The organism is Jeotgalibacillus sp. R-1-5s-1 (genome assembly GCF_004405105.1).
GTDB lineage: Bacteria > Bacillota > Bacilli > Bacillales > Jeotgalibacillaceae > Jeotgalibacillus.
On the sequence record NZ_SORW01000015.1, the window covers coordinates 1 to 18,478 of the forward strand.

The following is an 18,478-nucleotide window of genomic DNA, read 5'->3' on the forward strand; positions in this document are numbered from 1 at the left end:
TGGTTCCAGTGCCAAATGTGAACCTGGTGATCAATTCTGATGATGAATCATCTAAATAAGGAATGATCCCTTTTATGATGTCTGTTCTGCTTGATTGACAGGAGTCAAACCATCCTTCTTTATGTTCGATATAACGTTGATCTTCTTTACCAGGAACTAAGTGTTTGCTGACTTGTGTGGCCAACCCTTCTCGTAAAATGGTTGAAGCGATCGTTCTTTCCCAGCCTGCAGTTAGATTAGCAGTGGCTGAATGGACGATATGCGTTAACTCGTGAGAAAGCGTAATATCAGAGTCTCCACATTCAACGGGAATACACATGGCCAATCGCTCCTCGTCATAAGGTGCAACAAAAGCATTCCTTTCAAATCCGCCAACAAAATAAACCAGAACCAAATCAATGGATTGTTGACACCCCAATAAAGATTTTACTTTTGATAAATAGTTTTCGACTGATGTTTGCTCCGGCTGCCAACTCCTTATGTAATCGACCTGCTCAGGATATTGATCCCAGGCATCATCCAATAACTTTCTTGCCATTTTTTCACCTTCATCACCTGGAGGTACCGCTGCAAAATGATAGTGCTCTTTCCATAAATCCCATCGCTCATCACGATCCACACCTTCAACACGAGCCCTTTTATAAAAAGCTAAAAACTTCGGCACCAGATTAATCAATTCAATCCTATCCACATTCCCCACCAGCCTCACTATGTTATATAACAAGTTTACGGAAAAGTCAGAAAAAAGTTTCGGTGAATCACGGGGACGTATATGGTGAATCATTCGGGTTGCTAAATGAAGGTCAAATGATAAAAGAGTCCTGTTAAACAATCCATAGCATCTCCAAAGCACCCCATAGCGGATGACACCCCAGTAACAGGTCAATTCGTATTCATTAAACACAAAAGCTTTTGCCGGTGGTGAGCTTTTTCCAAGTCCCCGCAACCATACAAAAAAATGATACACTTAAGCGACCTATCACACTGGAGGGGCATCACGAAAATCTGTAATATCACAGTCCGCAAGCTAAAGAGAAAATACTTGAAGCACGGCATTGCCGAACACAAGAAACGCCTGAAGCCTATGCCACCATCGACTTAATAGAAGTGCAAGATGAATAGACAATCAATGTTGAAAATGTGGAGCTTGTTTATTAAATAAAATCAACTAAAAAGTAAATACTCCAAACGAAAAGGAATGTTGTGAAGTGAAAATTTCAAGAAACCCAGATACGATTCATCATCCAGTGGCCCCTTATGTACATCAAATAGAAGTGACAGGTCCACATAAATGGCTAAGCTTATCTGGACAACTTGGCATGACGATTGACGGTACTATTCCAGAGGATCCATTAAAGCAGCTACAATTGGCTTTAGAAAACGTGAAAAAGAATCTTGATGCTGCTGACATGGAGATTCAAGATCTGATGAAAATGGTCTTTTACTTAGTTGGAGAATTTGATGCTGAACAACGAAGAAGCATAATTGGACATTTTCTCGGAGACCACCTTCCTTGTACTACATTGATTTATGTAGTAGCACTAGCTGCACCTGCTTTTAAAGTAGAAGTGGATGCATGGGCTTGTAAAAGGTTATAATTACAGGGACGAATGCAGAATCAAAAGCTCCTTAATATTGGAACAAAAGCGGAACATCATTGAGACATTACCCATAACTAAAGGGAACATACCATACATAAAAGCTCACTTCAAACCAGCGATGAGCTTTTTCCACATCCCCGCAACTCCCTCAAAAAATGATACACTTAAACCACTTATCACGCCGGAGGGATCACCATGAAAATCAGCATTATCACAGTCGGCAAGCTGAAGGAAAAATACCTGAAGCAGGGCATTGCCGAATACACGAAACGCCTGAGTGCCTATGCCACCATCGATTTAATCGAAGTCCCGGACGAAAAGGCACCCGAAAACCTGAGCGAAGCCGACGTGACCATCGTCAAACAAAAAGAAGGCGAACGCATCCTCGCCAAAATCGCACCCGACACCCACGTCATCACCCTTGAAATCGACGGCAAACAGCTCACCTCCGAGCAGCTCGCCAAAGAACTCGACCAGCTCGCCACCTACGGCAAAAGCAAAATCGCCTTCATCATCGGCGGCTCACTCGGCCTGAGTGATGAAGTCAAGCAGCGGAGTAACTATGCCCTGTCGTTTTCTAAAATGACATTTCCACATCAGCTGATGAAGCTGGTTTTGCTGGAGCAGATTTATCGAAGTTTTAGGATTGTGAGGAATGAACCTTATCATAAGTAAATTGAGGTTTTTGTGGTATAAGTCAAATAAAAATTAAATAGTGAATTTATTGATTGATGATAATTAAGAGCAGGTGATCAAAACGTTTCACCTGCTCTTTTTCTAAATATGGAAAAATACTATACCCTCATACTTTAGGAACCGTCATGGACAAGAAAAAGACTTAATATCCTGGCTTCTTATCCGGAAGAATTAAGTGATTATTTATCAAATGTAGAAAAACTCACTCATGAAGTCCTGTATGAAATTGTTCATCGTGTGCCACCAGTCGTGATGTCTGATAACAAGAAAGCGTTAGTGTTAAAAATATTGAGAGTAATAAGAGATTATTTATTGAAGTAGGGGGATTTGAAATGCCCAGAGCTGAAGAGAAGTTATTAGTTTCCTGGAAAGGACCAAAGTCTAAGACCAATTATTTTGTCGGGTTATTATCGAAGAAAGATGACGTTGACGGCCCAACCTACACATTTTTATATAATAAGGAAATTGTTGAAGAAGCAGAAAATGAAGGATTTGCTCCGTTTATCGGATTGAAGGATGTAGATAAAGAATACAAGAGTAAAAAACTGTTTCCTGTTTTCGAGAGAAGGTTACCCAACCAAAGTAGAAATGTATTCCAAAAGTTCATTCATGCGAATAACCTTCATGAAAGCAATACTGCGACTTGGGAATATTTAAAAATCACGATGGGGAAAACTGCGACAGATCGTTTATCTTTTTTAGAGCCAGTATATATTGAAGATGGAAAATTAAGCTACACTGGTCAAGTAGCAGGGTGGTCTTTTACCATGGACGAAAACCCAAACCTAAAGGTGAACAGTGAGATTCTCTTGCGAATTGATCATCAAAACAAAAAAGACCCTATGGCTGTAGAAGTTCTTGATCCAAATAACGAATATTCGCGCGTAGGGTATATTCAAAAACCGTTTAATAAAGTCTTTTTTAATCTATTGACGAATGGACACAGTTTCACAGGTTATATTAAATCTGTTGACTCATATGATGGCAGACCCTTGATTGCAATTGAAGAATCAATTCCTAATCATTTGATTATTGAGCACCCTCTACCGTACTTGGTAGAAACTCAATAACAGGAATGGGATAGAATTTGAGCTGCACAGATATTATGTCCCGTTAATTTTAATCATTAATGATATGGTGTTGGAAACAAATATTTGTAATTGGTTTGGCGTTCTGTCAACTGAATCTTTAACCACACATGAAAGAACCTTCTGAAAGGTCGTCTGGAAAATAGGGTAACAGCTATTTCTAGATTAAAGGAAATTAAATTTAAATTCTTGAAACAATTATTACTCGTGTAGTTGTTTCAGGGGTTTTTTGTGAATCAGAACTTACACAGAATCCTTCAAGGAGTTATAGTTGATGAAAAGGATTCAATGTTTGACAGACCTTAATAACCTTGCAGCTGATATACCAGATGAATTGGTATACTACCTATGTATTATTGACGAGACAGATGCATTCTGTCATTTTTGTGATGAACAAATCGCAAATTTTGCAGATGAATACATTTACCATTTTGTAGATAGATACAGTTCTATAAAAGATGGTGGAGAAGCCCCGTTAATGGAGTGTCCTAGTTGTGATTATGAAACTTTCTTATGCCTTCATGGGTATCAGTATGTATGTCTATCTTGTGGGGTGAAACCGACTCAAGATGATTTAACAACTTGCTCAGGACCAGTATGTGCAGAAAAGATTGTATACAGAAGGCAAAGTAGTGAGGACGAATATGAACCTAGTTTTTGTGAACTTTGTCTAGATTATTTTAAAAATGCTTAATGTGGGGCGAATTAATATGACCGATAGATTAAAACATTACTTACCAGAAGATGTTCCCGACAACCTATTCACTCAAAACAAGTTAAACAGAATGGGGTTAGTACAAACCTCAGAACATGTAGCGTTGGTATCATACCCTGAGCAAAAGCGTGAGTATAAATTATTTGATATTAACAATACGAGGAAGCGTAAGAAACAGCAGGGTTTTTCTTTAGTTGAGAGGGATTTAACTGTGGAACAGGTTCTAGAGGAACGTAAGCGAGAACTTGAAGTGAGGAAAGGTCAGTTAGGGTAGGGGAGGTTTACAATGGTTCAAAAGTATAATAGGGAAGATATATTGAAGGAACGGTTTAACCAATTCATCTCATTCAAAGTTACTGGTGAAACCAAAGACTATTATTCGAAGCTTTCAATAGAAGATTTTGTGGAGATAAAAACCACATTAAGTGATATCAACAATATTATCACATAAAAAACGACAATCCGTTTTATGGAGTGGTTAAGAAAATACTTTTCTTATGTAGATAAAAACTATCAGATTTATTTGGAAGAGGTATTCGGAGCGAAGCCAAGTGGTAATGGTTACGATATCATGGTGACTGGTGACGTTAATATTTTTGCTGAAATCAAGTGTAATAAGCCGATTAACAATGGGTTTAAGTTTGGTTCTGCACAGAGGAACGGTATTATTAAGGACATTCAAGGTTTGCTAGAAGGGAAGTCGAAGGTAAATTTTGACCCGAAAACAGCTTGTAAATTCCTAGTAATCTATGATTTTGGTGAACATACGTTAAAAGCAACGGAACATTTAATTATGAACATCCCACTAGATTATAAAGATAAAGTTGAGTTATATGCAGACCAAACTTACATTACTTTAGATAAGGTATATGTCGTATTTATCAACTAATGCTGTTTTGAAAATCAAGTTTTAACAGATTTGGAGGAGGAACATGGATTTAAACAATTTAATTGCGACCATTATTACTTCAACAGCAGCATTAGTTGCGATTATTGGAGGGTTTCTAGTTAGTAGAGTGGTTTCTATATCAAGCGAGCAAAATGGGATAAAAAGAAAGCTTAGAGAAATCAAAAATGACTTAGTCGCTAAACGAGAGATTAAATCAAATATTGAGAATTACTTATTTGAAGATGATTTAAATGATTTTGTGACAGGGAAAAATATAAAAAGGTTAGTTTTTGAAGAGAAATCTCTTGAAGGAATTATTGAGGAGGACGAATATACATATTTAACTAAGGAACAGTTGGAACCACATTTTGAGCAATTAAATAGCATAGTTAAAGAGATGTTTGAAATAATTAAAAAGTTAGATGCAATCGATACATTTACTAATTTTAAAGAAAAGGCCAATGGATTTAATTATCCTGAAAGGGAAGAGTGGTATAAAAGGGTGTTTGATGCAATAAATGATGAGATATCTAAGTCGCAATCGAATGGAAATTTTGGTCATCTTCATAATTTTGCACCTATTAATCCAAATGCATTTACTCCAAATACGGAATATAAAGATAAGAAAAGAGAACGTGATAGACTAGACGATGAAATAAGGATACTTGAACTTCAAAAGAATGCACAATTGGAATTACTGGACAATTACGGAAAACCTGTTTGGATATGGAGTGGTATTGCAGTACTTATATATGCAAGTATTGTTGGAATTATTTATCCTAGTACACTTTTACCTTATCCTGCTTATAGATATAACGATAATTTAACCAAGTGGTTCTTGCTTGGTCTATTTTACAGTCAATTAATTTCATTATTTATTTACTTAAGTATTGCGATGTATAAGCTTACAAACAAAGATGAAGTTTAAATTCTATCGAATTAACCAGCACATAACAATAGAAAATGGAATGATTGGAAAAATAGTGATACATCAGTTTTATTAGCTAGAAAAGAGAGTGGTATTTAATCTGCTTTATTTTAATCAGTTTATCTAATAATCATGCTAAAATATGTTCAGAATGTCCCCATTCTCTACCTCATTGTTTCAGCTACTTTGCTTTTTGATGGCTTTCCTCTAATCATCTCATACCTTATATAAATTAAAAAACCTATTTCAGATTGGTTATACCTATAAAAAGGGTGGGGCACCGAAAGGCATCTGATATAACTAATATACCTAGATATTTTAAAACATTTTTTTTGGTACATAAGTTAATTTTGGATTTTTTATGTAAGGAGGGAGTTGTATGGTCCTTCGCCAAATTACATAAAGGAATTTAATTGGAATTTGTCGAAAATATTTTATAGTACTGTATTAGTTCGGGGGGGGGGAATAGGGTGTCAACAGTCTATCATGCAAAATATTACGCTCACGAGTTAACAAAGCAATCAACGGAAGACGGTGTGGAAAAGCTATCCAGGTCCCTATTTGATGCATCCGTTGACTTAAACCCTCATCAAATTGAAGCAGCCCTTTTTGCTTTCCGTTCACCTTTATCTAAAGGTGTTTTACTTGCTGATGAGGTCGGACTTGGAAAAACAATTGAAGCAGGGTTAGTATTGTGTCAAAAGTGGGCAGAACGTGAGAGGAAACTTATTATTATTTGCCCAGCATCCCTCCGTAAACAATGGAGCATGGAACTTAAAGAGAAATTTAATCTTCCAAGTGTTATTTTAGAGGCGAAATCGTTTAACGACTATATACGTAATGGAAAAGGTAATCCTTTTATACAAGATGCAATAATAATTACATCTTTTCAATTTGCAAATCGTAAAAGAAATGATTTAAAGCTTGTCCCTTGGGATATGGCTGTTATTGATGAAGCCCACAAATTACGGAATGTTTATCGTAACAGTAACAAGCTAGGTAAAGGAATCAAATGGGCGTTAGATGACACAAAGAAACTACTACTAACTGCGACACCTTTGCAAAATTCGTTACTAGAGTTATTTGGGCTATCTTTATTGATAGATGAACACATCTTTGGTGATATAGGGGCTTTCCGTTCACAATATATGAGTAATAATGGTAATTTACAAGACTTAAAGGATAGGTTAAGGGCGTTCTGTCACCGAACCCTTCGTTCTCAAGTTTTGGAATACATACGTTATACAGAGAGAATCCCAATAACTTTCCCGTTCAGACCTACAGATGATGAACAAGCTTTGTACCAAGCGGTATCAGAATTTTTATTACGTGAAGATACATATGCCATCCCCAAAAGACAAAAGGTCTTAACAACGTTAATCATTCGCAAATTACTTGCATCTTCTTCTCAGGCTCTTTCAGGTACACTACAAACAATAAAGGAGCGATTAGAAGCAACTTTAGGCAGTTACACTCCTGAAGATGATTGGTTAGAAAAATTAGTAGATTTGGATGAAATGGAAACGGATTTAATAGAGGAAGAGTACAATGAAGATAATGATGAAAATGAGGTAATACAGCCTTTAAATATAGAAAAGCTGAAGAAAGAAATTGAAGAGGTTAACAGATTATTAAACCGGGCTAGGTCTATCCGTGTTGACAGTAAATCACGTGCATTACTAAAAGCCCTTGAAACAGGATTTGTCGAAATGGGTAAAATGGGTGCGGGTCGAAAAGCCCTAATTTTTACTGAATCTAGACGTACCCAGGGGTATCTAAAAGACTTTTTGGATGCCAATGGATATGCAGGTAAAATTGTATTGTTTAATGGGACAAACACTGATGAACATTCAAAAAGAATCTATAAAAATTGGATAGAGAAGAACCAAAATTCAAGTAGAATTAGTGGCTCTAAAACAGCGGATATGAGAGCTGCGTTAATTGAATATTTCCGAGACTCTTCAGAAATTATGATAGCTACAGAATCAGCAGCAGAAGGAGTTAACCTTCAATTTTGCTCATTGGTTATTAATTATGACCTCCCTTGGAACCCGCAGCGTATTGAACAACGGATAGGACGTTGTCACCGCTATGGACAGAAGTATGATGTGGTGGTTATCAACTTCTTAAATGAGCGAAATGAAGCAGATAGAAGGGTTTATGAACTCCTTAAAGAAAAATTTAACCTCTTTACAGGTGTTCTAGGTGCTTCCGATGAAGTGTTAGGTAGTATTGAATCAGGTGTCGATTTTGAAAAACGAATTTTATCAATCTATCAACGCTGTCGTACACCAGAAGAAATTGAGAATGCTTTTAAAGAGCTGCAAAATGAATTGGAACAACAAATCCAAAGCCGTTTAGACGATACAAGGGAAGCTTTACTAGAGCACTTTGACATGGATGTCCATTCGAGGTTAAAAATCCATCTCGAAGATACCAAATACCATTTAGACCGAGTAGGGAAGATGTTCTGGTCTTTAACTAAAATTATGTTAAAGGAAAAGGCAAAATTCAACGATGATGACTTAACATTTACTCTAGTAAAGGAGCCACCAATTTCCAATATTCCTATGGGGAAATATGAGCTTATCTCCAAAGACAAAAAGGAAACAGGTGCACATCTTTACCGGCTTTCAGACCCTCTCGGGGAATATGTCATAAATTCGGCAAAATCAATACCAACCCATCTAAGTGAAGTGCAATTTGATATAACCAACCACCCTGTCCGAATATCTGTAATTGAATCTCTTAAGGGTAAAGGCGGCTTTTTAACATTAACTAAATTATCAATAGATTCCTACGGTAAAGAAGAATATTTGCTTTTTAACGGAGTTACTGATGATAATAAAACAATGGACCAGGAAACATGTGAAAAGTTGTTTCAATGCGTTGGCCATGAAAATAAGCAAACGAATTGTTCTAGTGATAAACTTTTGACCTTAAAAAAAGATGCTAACCGTCACGTCGAAGCAACCATTAGCAAGTCGCTGGAAATAAATAACAAGTTTTTCCATGAGGAAAGAGAAAGATTAGAAAAGTGGGCTGAAGATTTAGTACTTGCTTCTGAAAAAGAATTGAATGATTTAAAGGTAAAAATTAAAGAGTCCAAGCGGCAAGCGAGGCTGGCAAAATCGACAGAAGAGCAACACCAAATACAAAAATACATTAAGGACTTGGAACGACTGCAACGGAGGCAAAGGCAACGTATATTTGATATTGAAGATGAAATAATGGATAAACGTGATGACCTTATTGATGAACTTGAAAAGAAAATGGTTCAAAAAACAGAACAGGAAGAATTATTTACTTTACGTTGGAAAGTGGTTTAAGGAGGAGTTTCAATGACAACAACGCAACAAAAAAAATTTATTGATTTACTTAATGAAATATTTCAATTTGACCAAGCAGATTTAGACTTTGGAATATATCGAATTATGAACCAAAAACGTGATGAGGTAACTAAATTTTTGGAGAAGGACTTGGTACCTCAGGTTCAAAAGGCATTTGAAAAATACAAGAATGCAGATATAGAAACAATTAAACAACAAATAGAAGACCTTGAGAAAAAACTAAGTGATATGGGGGTGGCAAAGGAAAGCTCTGAAAAGTATAAAACCCTTACAGAACAACTTAATCAAGGCGTAGATGTTACAGCGCTCGAAAATGAAGTGTTCTCCAATTTAACAAGTTTCTTCAGACGGTATTATGACAATGGTGATTTTATTTCTTTGCGACGTTATAAAAAGAATGTTTATTCAATTCCATACGAAGGGGAAGAAGTAAAACTTCACTGGGCGAACTCAGAACAATACTATGTGAAAACATCCGAGTATTTCCGTGATTATACGTTCAAACTACCTTCGGAACGAACAGTCCATTTTAAATTGATAGAGGCAAATACAGAACAAAATAATAATAAAGCTCAGGAAGGTAAAGAACGACGGTTTATTCTTTTTGAAGAGGACCCAATTAAAGAGGAAAATGGGGAACTATTTATCCATTTTGAATATCGTCCTGCTAAAGGAAATCAAACACAAAAGCAATTAAATGAAAGTACATTAGAAAAGATATTCTCTATTAAAGGGAATGCTGAGTGGTTACAAGAGCTACAGACTCTTTCTCCAACTGAAAAGAACAAGAAGCGAACTATTTTAGAAAAGTACTTAAATGACTATACAGCACGAAATACCTTTGATTATTTCATTCATAAAGATTTAGGTGGCTTTTTACGCCGTGAGTTAGATTTCTTTATTAAAAATGAAATCATGCATTTAGATGACCTTGATACAGAGAACGAAAAACGTTTTGAACAATATTTATCTAAAGTTAAGGTTATTAAATCAATCGGTCAAAAAATCATTGCATTTCTAGAACAAATAGAAAACTTCCAAAAAAAGCTTTGGTTAAAGAATAAGTTTGTAGTGGAGACCAATTATTGTATTACACTTGATAGAATCCCAGAGGAGTTTTATGAAGAAATAAGCCAAAATGTGCAACAAATAAATGAATGGATAAAGCTTTTTGCAATTGATGAAATAAAAGCTAACACAGTAAGCGTTGGGTTTAGTAAGCCTTTATCAGTAGAATTTTTAAAATCCAATCCATATCTTATGATTGATACAAAGTTCTATGACGACGATTTTAAAGTTCGCTTATTAAGTTCTTTTGAAAATATAGAGGAAAACTTAAATGGTCTTTTAGTCCATAGTGAAAATTTCCAAGCACTTCAATTATTAAGTGAAAAGTATAAAAATAAAGTTAAATTAATTTACATCGACCCACCCTACAATACATCAGAAGAGACTTTTATATATAAGAATCAATATAAACATTCTTCATGGATATCCATGATTGCTGACAGAGTAATAAATGCTAAGAAATATTTAACAAAAGACGGTGTTCTTCAAATTACGATTGACGATGAGGAAGTATATAGATTAAAGAATTTGTTTGATAGTTTATGGGGAGGGAATAGTTATATTGGTACAGTTGTAGTACAAAGTAACCCTCGTGGCAGGGGAATTAATAGTTACTATGCTACTTCACATGAGTATTTGCTGAATTTCTCTAATAACCCTGAAAATGTAAAAATAATTGATATGCCATTAACTGATGAGCAAAAAAAAGACTATAGATATGAAGATGAAACTTCACCATATCGTTTATTGCCTTTTAGGCGTAGTGGAGGGTTATCAACGCCAGATGAACGACCTAATTCAGAATTTGCATTATATTACAGCCCTAGTAAGGACATGATTGTTGGAGTAGGTGGAGAAAGAATAGTTCCATATCCAGCAGAATATAAAACAAATAGCATTTTTTTCATACCTAGTAATGGTAGTAACATTGAAGAATTATCTGTTGATAACTTTTTTAAAGTTGCACCTAAAGATATAAAATGTATTATGCCAATAGATTCTGAAGGAAGAAGAAGAGTCTGGCGATGGTCCGATAGAGCTAAGATATTGGATGCAGCTTTGGAAAAAGAATTTGTAATTCAAGAATCAAATAACAAATTTATCGTCCAATTAAAAGACAGGATAAAAGAGGGAAGAAAACCAAAAACAATCTGGCATGATTCAAAATACGATGCATCTTCACACGGAACAAATTTATTACAAGATATTTTAGGAGAAAGAAGAGTATTTGGATACCCTAAATCAATCTATTCTACTATAGATTCTATATATTCTATAGTTGGAAAAAATAAAGAAGCTACTATTTTTGACTTTTTTAGTGGTTCTGGAACAACAGGACATTCAGTAATTAATTTAAATAGAGAAGATAATGGTAACCGAAAATACATTCTTGTTGAAATGGGTGAGTATTTTAAAACCGTTACTAAGCCACGCATACAAAAAGTTATTTACTCAAAAGACTGGAAGGACGGAAAGCCAGTATCTCGTGAAGGTTCAAGCCATATGTTTAAATATATTAAGCTTGAATCATATGAGGACGCCTTAAATAACATCAAACTTATGCGTTCTTCTCAGCAACAAACAGCTATAAATGAATTTATGTCTCCCGAAGCTAAAGAAGAATATTTACTTTCATATATGTTAGATGTTGAAGCTGAAGGAAGTTCATCTTTATTAAATGTTGGGTCTTTTAATAACCCTTTTGATTATAAGATGATGATTACAAAAGGGACAGAATCAACACCGACTAAAGTTGACCTTGTTGAAACATTTAACTACTTAATTGGTTTACATGTTAATACCATTGATGTGATTAAAGGTATCAAGGTGATTACAGGGATATTAAGAACTGGTGAAAACACATTAGTTATTTGGAGAAACACGAAAGAAGTCACAAATGAACAGTTAGAAGACTTCTTCAAAAAGCAAGGTTACAATACACGTGACTCTGAGTTTGAACGAATTTATGTTAATGGAGATAACCACTTAGAAAACTTGAAATTGGCGGAAAATAAGTGGAAAGTGGTTCTTATTGAGGAAGAATTTAAGCGTCTAATGTTTGATGTAAAAGATATGTAGGAGGTGAGATTATGCCTAGAGGGACAACAAAAAAGATTCAATTAAGTGACCAGTTAATATTGAATCAATTTATGCTGCGTCTCTTTGAAGTGGAAAATTTTGAACATCTTACAAAAGATATGAAGGATAGTTCATTTGAAGAGTTAGACACTGACAATGTTTCGCAGTTTTATAAGCATCTTACTATGAGGTTAGTTGAACGTGAAGAGCTTAGTAATGATATCTTAAGACAATATGATGAAAATATTGTGAGTCATACTCTTAGAATTAGTGAGAAGAGAGATAAAAAAATAAGATGGAAATATTTCCAATACCTTTCGTTGTTATTTACGGAAATTTATTTAGACCGTTATTTTAACAATCGAGAAAAGCTATTGAATGACTTAAATGCATTTATTGACGTATTTAATGAGGAGAAACCAAAAGGTGAGAAACTTAACTATTACAGTGAAACGGACCTAAAGAAGTTAGCTTTTTGGAATGCAACTGGCTCTGGAAAGACACTGCTTATGCATGTAAATATCCTTCAATATAAACATTATTTTTATAAGAAACATCGTCGAGATGAATTGGAACAGGTTATTCTGTTAACACCAAGTGAAGACCTATCAAAACAACACTTGAGGGAGTTTGAAGTATCAGGGCTACAAGCGGCGCTTTTCGATAAGAATATGCAGGGGTTATTCCGAGGAAATGAAATTTCAATCATTGATATTCATAAACTAAAGGATGAAATGGGAGACAAAACAGTTGCCATTGATGCCTTTGAGGGGAATAACCTTGTCCTAGTTGACGAAGGCCATCGTGGTTCATCTGGTGATGAATGGAGAAATAAAAGGGAAAAGCTAAGTGAACAGGGATTTGCCTTTGAGTATTCTGCTACATTTGGACAAGCGGTATCAGGAAATAAAAAATTAATGGAAGAGTATTCAAAATGTATTTTATTTGATTACTCCTATCGTTATTTTTATAGTGATGGATATGGAAAAGACTATCGCATCTTAAATCTACAGGATGATGAAGATGAGTATGTCCGACATCTATATTTGATAGCCTGTTTAACAGCCTTTTATCAACAGCTAAAGCTTTATAGTGAAAATGAAGTAGCTTATCGTCCTTTTATGGTAGCTAAACCTTTATGGGTTTTTGTAGGTGGCAGCGTTAATGCACTGAGAACCCAAAATAAACGAAAAGTATCTGATGTAACAGACATCCTGTTATTTATTGCTCGTTTTGTAAAGGAAAGTAAAGAAAGCATAAGTATGATAGAACGCCTTTTAAGCGGGCAACCAGGTCTTTTAGACGGAAAAGGGAGTGAAATATTTGGTAACTCCTTCCCTTATCTTCTAGACAAACAAATGTCTGCTGAAGAAGTTTATCGTGAAATTCTCTTATTCGTTTTCAATTCTACTCTAGCTAATGCTACGTTCCGTGTAGAAAATTTAAAAGGTGTCGATGGTGAAATAGCACTTCGTATTGGAGACAATGAACCTTTTGGTGTTATCAATGTAGGTGATTCGAATGAACTTAGTAAGCTTTGTGCAACTTATACAGAGCTTCTTGTTATCGACAGAGATTTTTCAAAATCGTATTTCCATGAAATTGATAAAAAAGATTCAGGCATAAATCTTTTAATTGGCTCTAAAAAGTTTACTGAGGGTTGGAGTAGTTGGCGTGTAAGCACAATGGGACTAATGAATTTAGGTAGAAGTGAAGGCTCTCAAATTATCCAATTATTTGGTCGTGGTGTCCGCCTGAAAGGATATAACTTTAGCTTGAAGCGGAGTGAAGCATTAAAGGGTGAAGTAACTGATATTCCCAAATACCTTAATTTTATTGAAACATTAAACATTTTTGGTATTCGTGCTGACTACATGCAGCAATTTAAAGAATATCTAGAAGATGAAGGTGTCCAAACGGAAACCGATTATGAAGAAATACAATTGCCGGTTTTGAAGGATTACCATAAAAGAAAGTTAAAGTTAAAGGCCTTACGCTTAAAAGATGGTATCGATTTTAAAAAGCAAGGACCAAAACCGAAATTTTCTGCTCCATCAGAACGATTATCAAGTAACGATAAGATAATCGTTAACTGGTATCCAAAGCTTCAAATACATGATAGTCGAATTAAAGGGTTAAGTGTTCGAGAAACTCAGTCAATAACTTTAAACAAAGAAGCATTTTCGGAAAAACATATTGCCTTTATGGATTTGGACCATATTTACTTTGAGATGCAAAAATTTAAGAATGAGCGTTCATGGTATAACCTAAGCTTATCTAAAGAAGAAATCATTAAATTATTATCTAATGATTATTGGTATGAAATCGAAATACCAAAAGAGGAGCTAGTATTTAATTCTTTTAACAAAGTAAAACGCTGGGAAGAAATTGCTCTAGTTCTATTGAAGAAGTATTGTGAAAAACAATATCTATATGCAAAAAAAGAGTGGGAAGCACCATATCTAGAGTATTATGAGTTAACAGAAACAGACAACAATTTCTTTGACGAATATAAAGTTTCTGTAGATACAAATGATACAAGCATGATAACTAAATTAAAGCAATTAAAGGATGCTTTAAAGAAAAGCATGTTAAGCGATATCGAATTTGGCGGCTTAACCTCCTTTTCATTTTCACAGCACCTATATCAACCATTGATTACCCTAGAAGGTGCAGCTATAAAGGTATCACCTGTTCCGCTTAATGAGGGTGAATACCGTTTTGTGCAAGATTTAAAGACCCACTATGAAGGTAATAAGGATTTCTTTAAAGATAAAGAACTATATCTGCTCCGAAACCAAAGTCGAGGTAGAGGAATTGGATTCTTCGAAGCGGGTGGATTTTATCCAGACTTCATTATCTGGATTATACATGGAGAAAAGCAGTACATTACATTTGCTGACCCAAAAGGTATCCGAAACCTTTCAATAACTGATACAAAGCTTCAATTCTATCGCCATATTAAGGAAATGGAAAATCGCTTAAATGATAAAGATGTTATTCTTAATGCATTTACCATCGCTAACACCTATTACAGTGATTTAATAACCACAGGACTTAAATTATCTAAAGAGCAGATGGAAGAACAGCACATCCTTTTCCAAAATGATGACAGAGAAACTTACATTGATAAGATGACTCAGAGCATATTCAATGAAAACACTATTACACCATGATATTACAGGTAGGAGTTTATTAGACTCCTACTTTTTCTATATTTGAGGGGGGTCTAACAGTGAACGAAGCAATTCTCTACAAAGCAGGTAAAAATAATTAATGAAAATGCAAAAAATCATAAAGGGTTATGTACCAGAACCACTAAGTTAATAAAAATTTGTTAACTGAAGTGGAGAGTAGTGGGAAATTTAAGATAGTAATTTAATAAAATATAAAATTATTTATTTTCCAGAAGTGTCAGATAGTTTTACGGTCACATTGAAGGCGAAAGAAAGTATAAAAAGTACTGATTTTACTCTGTACTTTTTATACTTTAACAATCTCATTCCTGTTCAAGAGTGAACGAAACTGTTCCCGGATTTGTTTAACACTATTGTCGTTCTCAATAAGTACACCAGTTTCAATGTTCTTTTCCAGCCCGTTAAGAGTAAAGTTTGAAGAAGTTACAAGCAGTTGTCTTTGGTCTATACATATGAGTTTTGAATGCAGACTCGTAGTATATCCCTCTCTTTTTTTACTTTCCCAATAGTACAGATGAGGAAGCCTGACATCCATTGGCCAGCTTTCCAGAATTCTCTTCTTATTAGTTTCGTTTTCATGAAAGATAATGTTGATCCGGCATCCCCGGTTAGATGCATCAATCAACTCCTTTACTAATAATTTCACAATAGTGCTTTCTAAAGAAAAATTATAACCTACAATCACAATCTCTTTTTCAGCAGACAAAAACATAGATTTAATAGTTTCGAAGGTTTTGTTTTTAATAGGACTTGTTGAAAAAGAAGGACCGGTCCACACCGGGCTTATTTTTGTACCTTTTTTCTCTTTTTCTGAATATACAAACCAGGCCATTTCAATAAGTTGTGCAAGGGTTTTGGGGAGAATGTGATTTTTTTCAGCTGCTCGCAAAACCTCTTGCAGATAATAATGCAGGGTGTCTGAGAGAGAAAGGTTCTGCAAAATCTTACTCTTATTTAAATCATCTTCACTATTAATCACATTTATTGTTTCTGTTATCCAATCAGCAGAATGCTGTGAGACCGCCTCGATCAGTTTAAAAATATTTATCTTCAATTCATTCATGATTACGGAAAAATTCTCTGTTCAAGTTAGCGACAGTAGAAACCAGGGTAGATCTGTCTAAATATCTGTTGGATTTTTCACAGGAAGTTTCAGGCATTAGAAGACAGCTGTGACAGGCAGCTCCGTTAATATCCTGTAGGTTTTCAAATGAATGTTTTTCAGCACATAATGGATCCCCTGAACAATACTTTGCTGCTGAAAGAGCTCTGGCCAGTATGGATTCAAAATTATGAGTTTTGCCCAACTCTACTAACCCACCCAGACTTCCTTCTGAATCTACTGTTGCTGTATATACAAGGATTCCAGCCATGCCTTTTTCCGGATTCGAATATATTCTTTCTTTAAGAGCGGAAGAAGAATAGCCCGAATGTAAACAAAGCTCTCTCATAAGAGCGTGTGATAATGTATGTAATAACACATATCTGATCCCCGGGAAGGGCGGGATACCCTCTTCAGGAACATTTCGCTCTTTAAATTGATTAATATGAGCATTTTTCAGTTCAGAATCAAGTGGGGAGTTTTCAGATTCCCATTTTTTTAATACTGTTTCATTTAAAGAAATAAATACTCCTTCTCCGAAGCTCTCTACACCCGGCAACCAGTCCAGATTTGTATCAGCAATATGAGCAATTTTCATTTGATTATTTTCGGTATCGGAAGCCTGTTCACCTGATAAACGCATGGTCGCGTCCGGTACCGGTTGTATTCTTGTGAAGCCTTTAAGAACCATTACCTCTTTTAGTCTTTTTACCCGCACTAATTTGGATAGTAGCCCGGAAAATTTTTGAGGTGTCTCCTGAATTTCCAATTCAAAATCTCTTGCGTCAATTGGGCTGCTCCCGGATTGAATCATTTCCCATTCAGGAAACAGCAGATCTTCTTCTGAAGAATCACCATTCAAAAGTTTTTGCGCACTTATCCAGAGTTTTTCAGGGTCATAATGCTTCAAATTCTTGTTATATTTTACTGCAGTTTTAAATTCATTGAAATCGTTAAGCAATTCTTCATTATCAAAGTCAATTTCTTTACTGACTAAATCTTCGAAAGGGTCATCAGAATTATATGGAATTACTATAGAACTTTCAATAATAGGGAAATAAAGGTTGGAAGCACCTCTCATTAATACTTTTCTATCCGCTTCACATGCTTCCTCATCTCTATTATGAGCACCTAACCATGGTCTTCGGCCTGAACATTTTGGTAGAGCTTTCTCATTGAAAGCGTCATTCATACTCTTTTTAACCTCACAAGTTGTACATGTAACAATTAAATCTTTCAGAGATCCGCTGGTCCCTGAATCTTCAAGGTAAAGTCTGCACTTAGAAGGATCATACTTGTTACCTTTATTGTGTACATAAAAGCCCCACGGAAAATCGTCAATGTGACCGTTTTTACAAGCTGTCAAGAAACGGACAGGGTGAGTTTTTATTTTTTCGCAGGAGGGCTTACCTTCAAGATGACGGTTCTGACAATAAAGGACACCTTCTATTTCAGTAAATACATTACCTCCTGAACCCAGTCTTCTGCAATTTGGACAAACATGAAACTCGGGAAACCTGTAAGCTGGAAGAGTTCCTATTCCTTTTGAATCAGTTGTTACAGGTATGGATTTTATTTTATTAATTCTGAGTTTTCTCTTCAGTCGGTCTTCTTCAATATCAAATGAATATTTAAGAGTAGTGTAATCTTCCCATTTATTAATACCCCCCATAATAACTGAGAAATCAGGTAAGTCTACAATGGAACCTGGTCCAAAAGTAGTTATAAACTGGCTGGGTCTTACTTTTCCAACTTCCTTTTTCAA

14 protein-coding genes are annotated in these 18,478 nt (G+C 35.3%); 11 read left to right on the top strand and 3 right to left on the bottom strand.

What is annotated here, in order from left to right:
* Window positions 1-691 (bottom strand): hypothetical protein (locus tag E2491_RS07265; protein WP_134374469.1); only part of this gene is annotated, 691 nt, incomplete at its 3' end.
* A gap of 517 nt (window positions 692-1,208) precedes the next feature.
* Between E2491_RS07265 and E2491_RS07270 the strand changes: the two genes are divergently transcribed.
* The 11 genes from E2491_RS07270 (at window position 1,209) to E2491_RS07315 (ending at window position 15,590) form a co-directional block, all read left to right on the top strand.
* Window positions 1,209-1,598 (top strand): RidA family protein, encoded by a 390-nt coding sequence (locus E2491_RS07270; protein ID WP_134374471.1) that lies wholly within the window; start codon window positions 1,209-1,211, stop codon window positions 1,596-1,598.
* Window positions 1,599-1,796: 198 nt separating this feature from the next.
* A complete protein-coding gene (gene rlmH / locus E2491_RS07275; protein ID WP_134374473.1) occupies window positions 1,797-2,276 on the top strand; it encodes a 23S rRNA (pseudouridine(1915)-N(3))-methyltransferase RlmH in 480 nt (159 codons plus the stop codon).
* A gap of 353 nt (window positions 2,277-2,629) precedes the next feature.
* Window positions 2,630-3,367 carry an HIRAN domain-containing protein gene (locus E2491_RS07280; protein ID WP_134374475.1) on the top strand — a complete coding sequence of 246 codons (738 nt, stop codon included), beginning with the start codon at window positions 2,630-2,632 and terminating at the stop codon, window positions 3,365-3,367.
* Window positions 3,368-3,659: 292 nt separating this feature from the next.
* The gene (locus E2491_RS07285) at window positions 3,660-4,079 is read left to right on the top strand and encodes a hypothetical protein (protein WP_134374477.1); all 420 of its coding nucleotides are present in this window, start codon (window positions 3,660-3,662) and stop codon (window positions 4,077-4,079) included.
* A 16-nt stretch (window positions 4,080-4,095) separates the two neighbouring features.
* Entirely contained in the window at window positions 4,096-4,374 is a 279-nt protein-coding gene (locus E2491_RS07290; RefSeq protein WP_134374479.1) for a hypothetical protein, read from the top strand.
* 12 nt (window positions 4,375-4,386) lie between these two features.
* Window positions 4,387-4,551, top strand: a complete 165-nt coding sequence (locus tag E2491_RS17605) for a hypothetical protein (protein ID WP_208528051.1) — start codon at window positions 4,387-4,389, stop codon at window positions 4,549-4,551.
* Window positions 4,552-4,569: 18 nt separating this feature from the next.
* Window positions 4,570-4,989, top strand: a complete 420-nt coding sequence (locus tag E2491_RS07295) for a hypothetical protein (protein WP_134374481.1) — start codon at window positions 4,570-4,572, stop codon at window positions 4,987-4,989.
* Window positions 4,990-5,032: 43 nt separating this feature from the next.
* Window positions 5,033-5,917 (top strand): hypothetical protein, encoded by an 885-nt coding sequence (locus E2491_RS07300; protein ID WP_134374483.1) that lies wholly within the window; start codon window positions 5,033-5,035, stop codon window positions 5,915-5,917.
* Window positions 5,918-6,387: 470 nt separating this feature from the next.
* Complete coding sequence (locus tag E2491_RS07305; protein ID WP_134374485.1) at window positions 6,388-9,246, top strand: SNF2-related protein; 2,859 nt, start codon at window positions 6,388-6,390, stop codon at window positions 9,244-9,246.
* Between the two features lie 12 nt (window positions 9,247-9,258).
* The gene (locus tag E2491_RS07310) at window positions 9,259-12,414 is read left to right on the top strand and encodes a site-specific DNA-methyltransferase (protein ID WP_134374487.1); all 3,156 of its coding nucleotides are present in this window, start codon (window positions 9,259-9,261) and stop codon (window positions 12,412-12,414) included.
* A gap of 11 nt (window positions 12,415-12,425) precedes the next feature.
* A complete protein-coding gene (locus E2491_RS07315; RefSeq protein ID WP_166805819.1) occupies window positions 12,426-15,590 on the top strand; it encodes a DEAD/DEAH box helicase family protein in 3,165 nt (1,054 codons plus the stop codon).
* Between the two features lie 307 nt (window positions 15,591-15,897).
* Here the strand turns inward: E2491_RS07315 and drmC are convergent, their stop codons facing one another.
* Together drmC and drmB are read right to left on the bottom strand one after the other, a co-directional pair.
* Window positions 15,898-16,674, bottom strand: a complete 777-nt coding sequence (gene drmC, locus E2491_RS07320; protein ID WP_134374491.1) for a DISARM system phospholipase D-like protein DrmC — start codon at window positions 16,672-16,674, stop codon at window positions 15,898-15,900.
* On the bottom strand, window positions 16,667-18,478 hold the full coding sequence (drmB, locus tag E2491_RS07325; protein ID WP_134374493.1) for a DUF1998 domain-containing protein: 1,812 nt from the start codon (window positions 18,476-18,478) through the stop codon (window positions 16,667-16,669). The genes drmC and drmB overlap by 8 nt, the downstream gene beginning before the upstream one ends.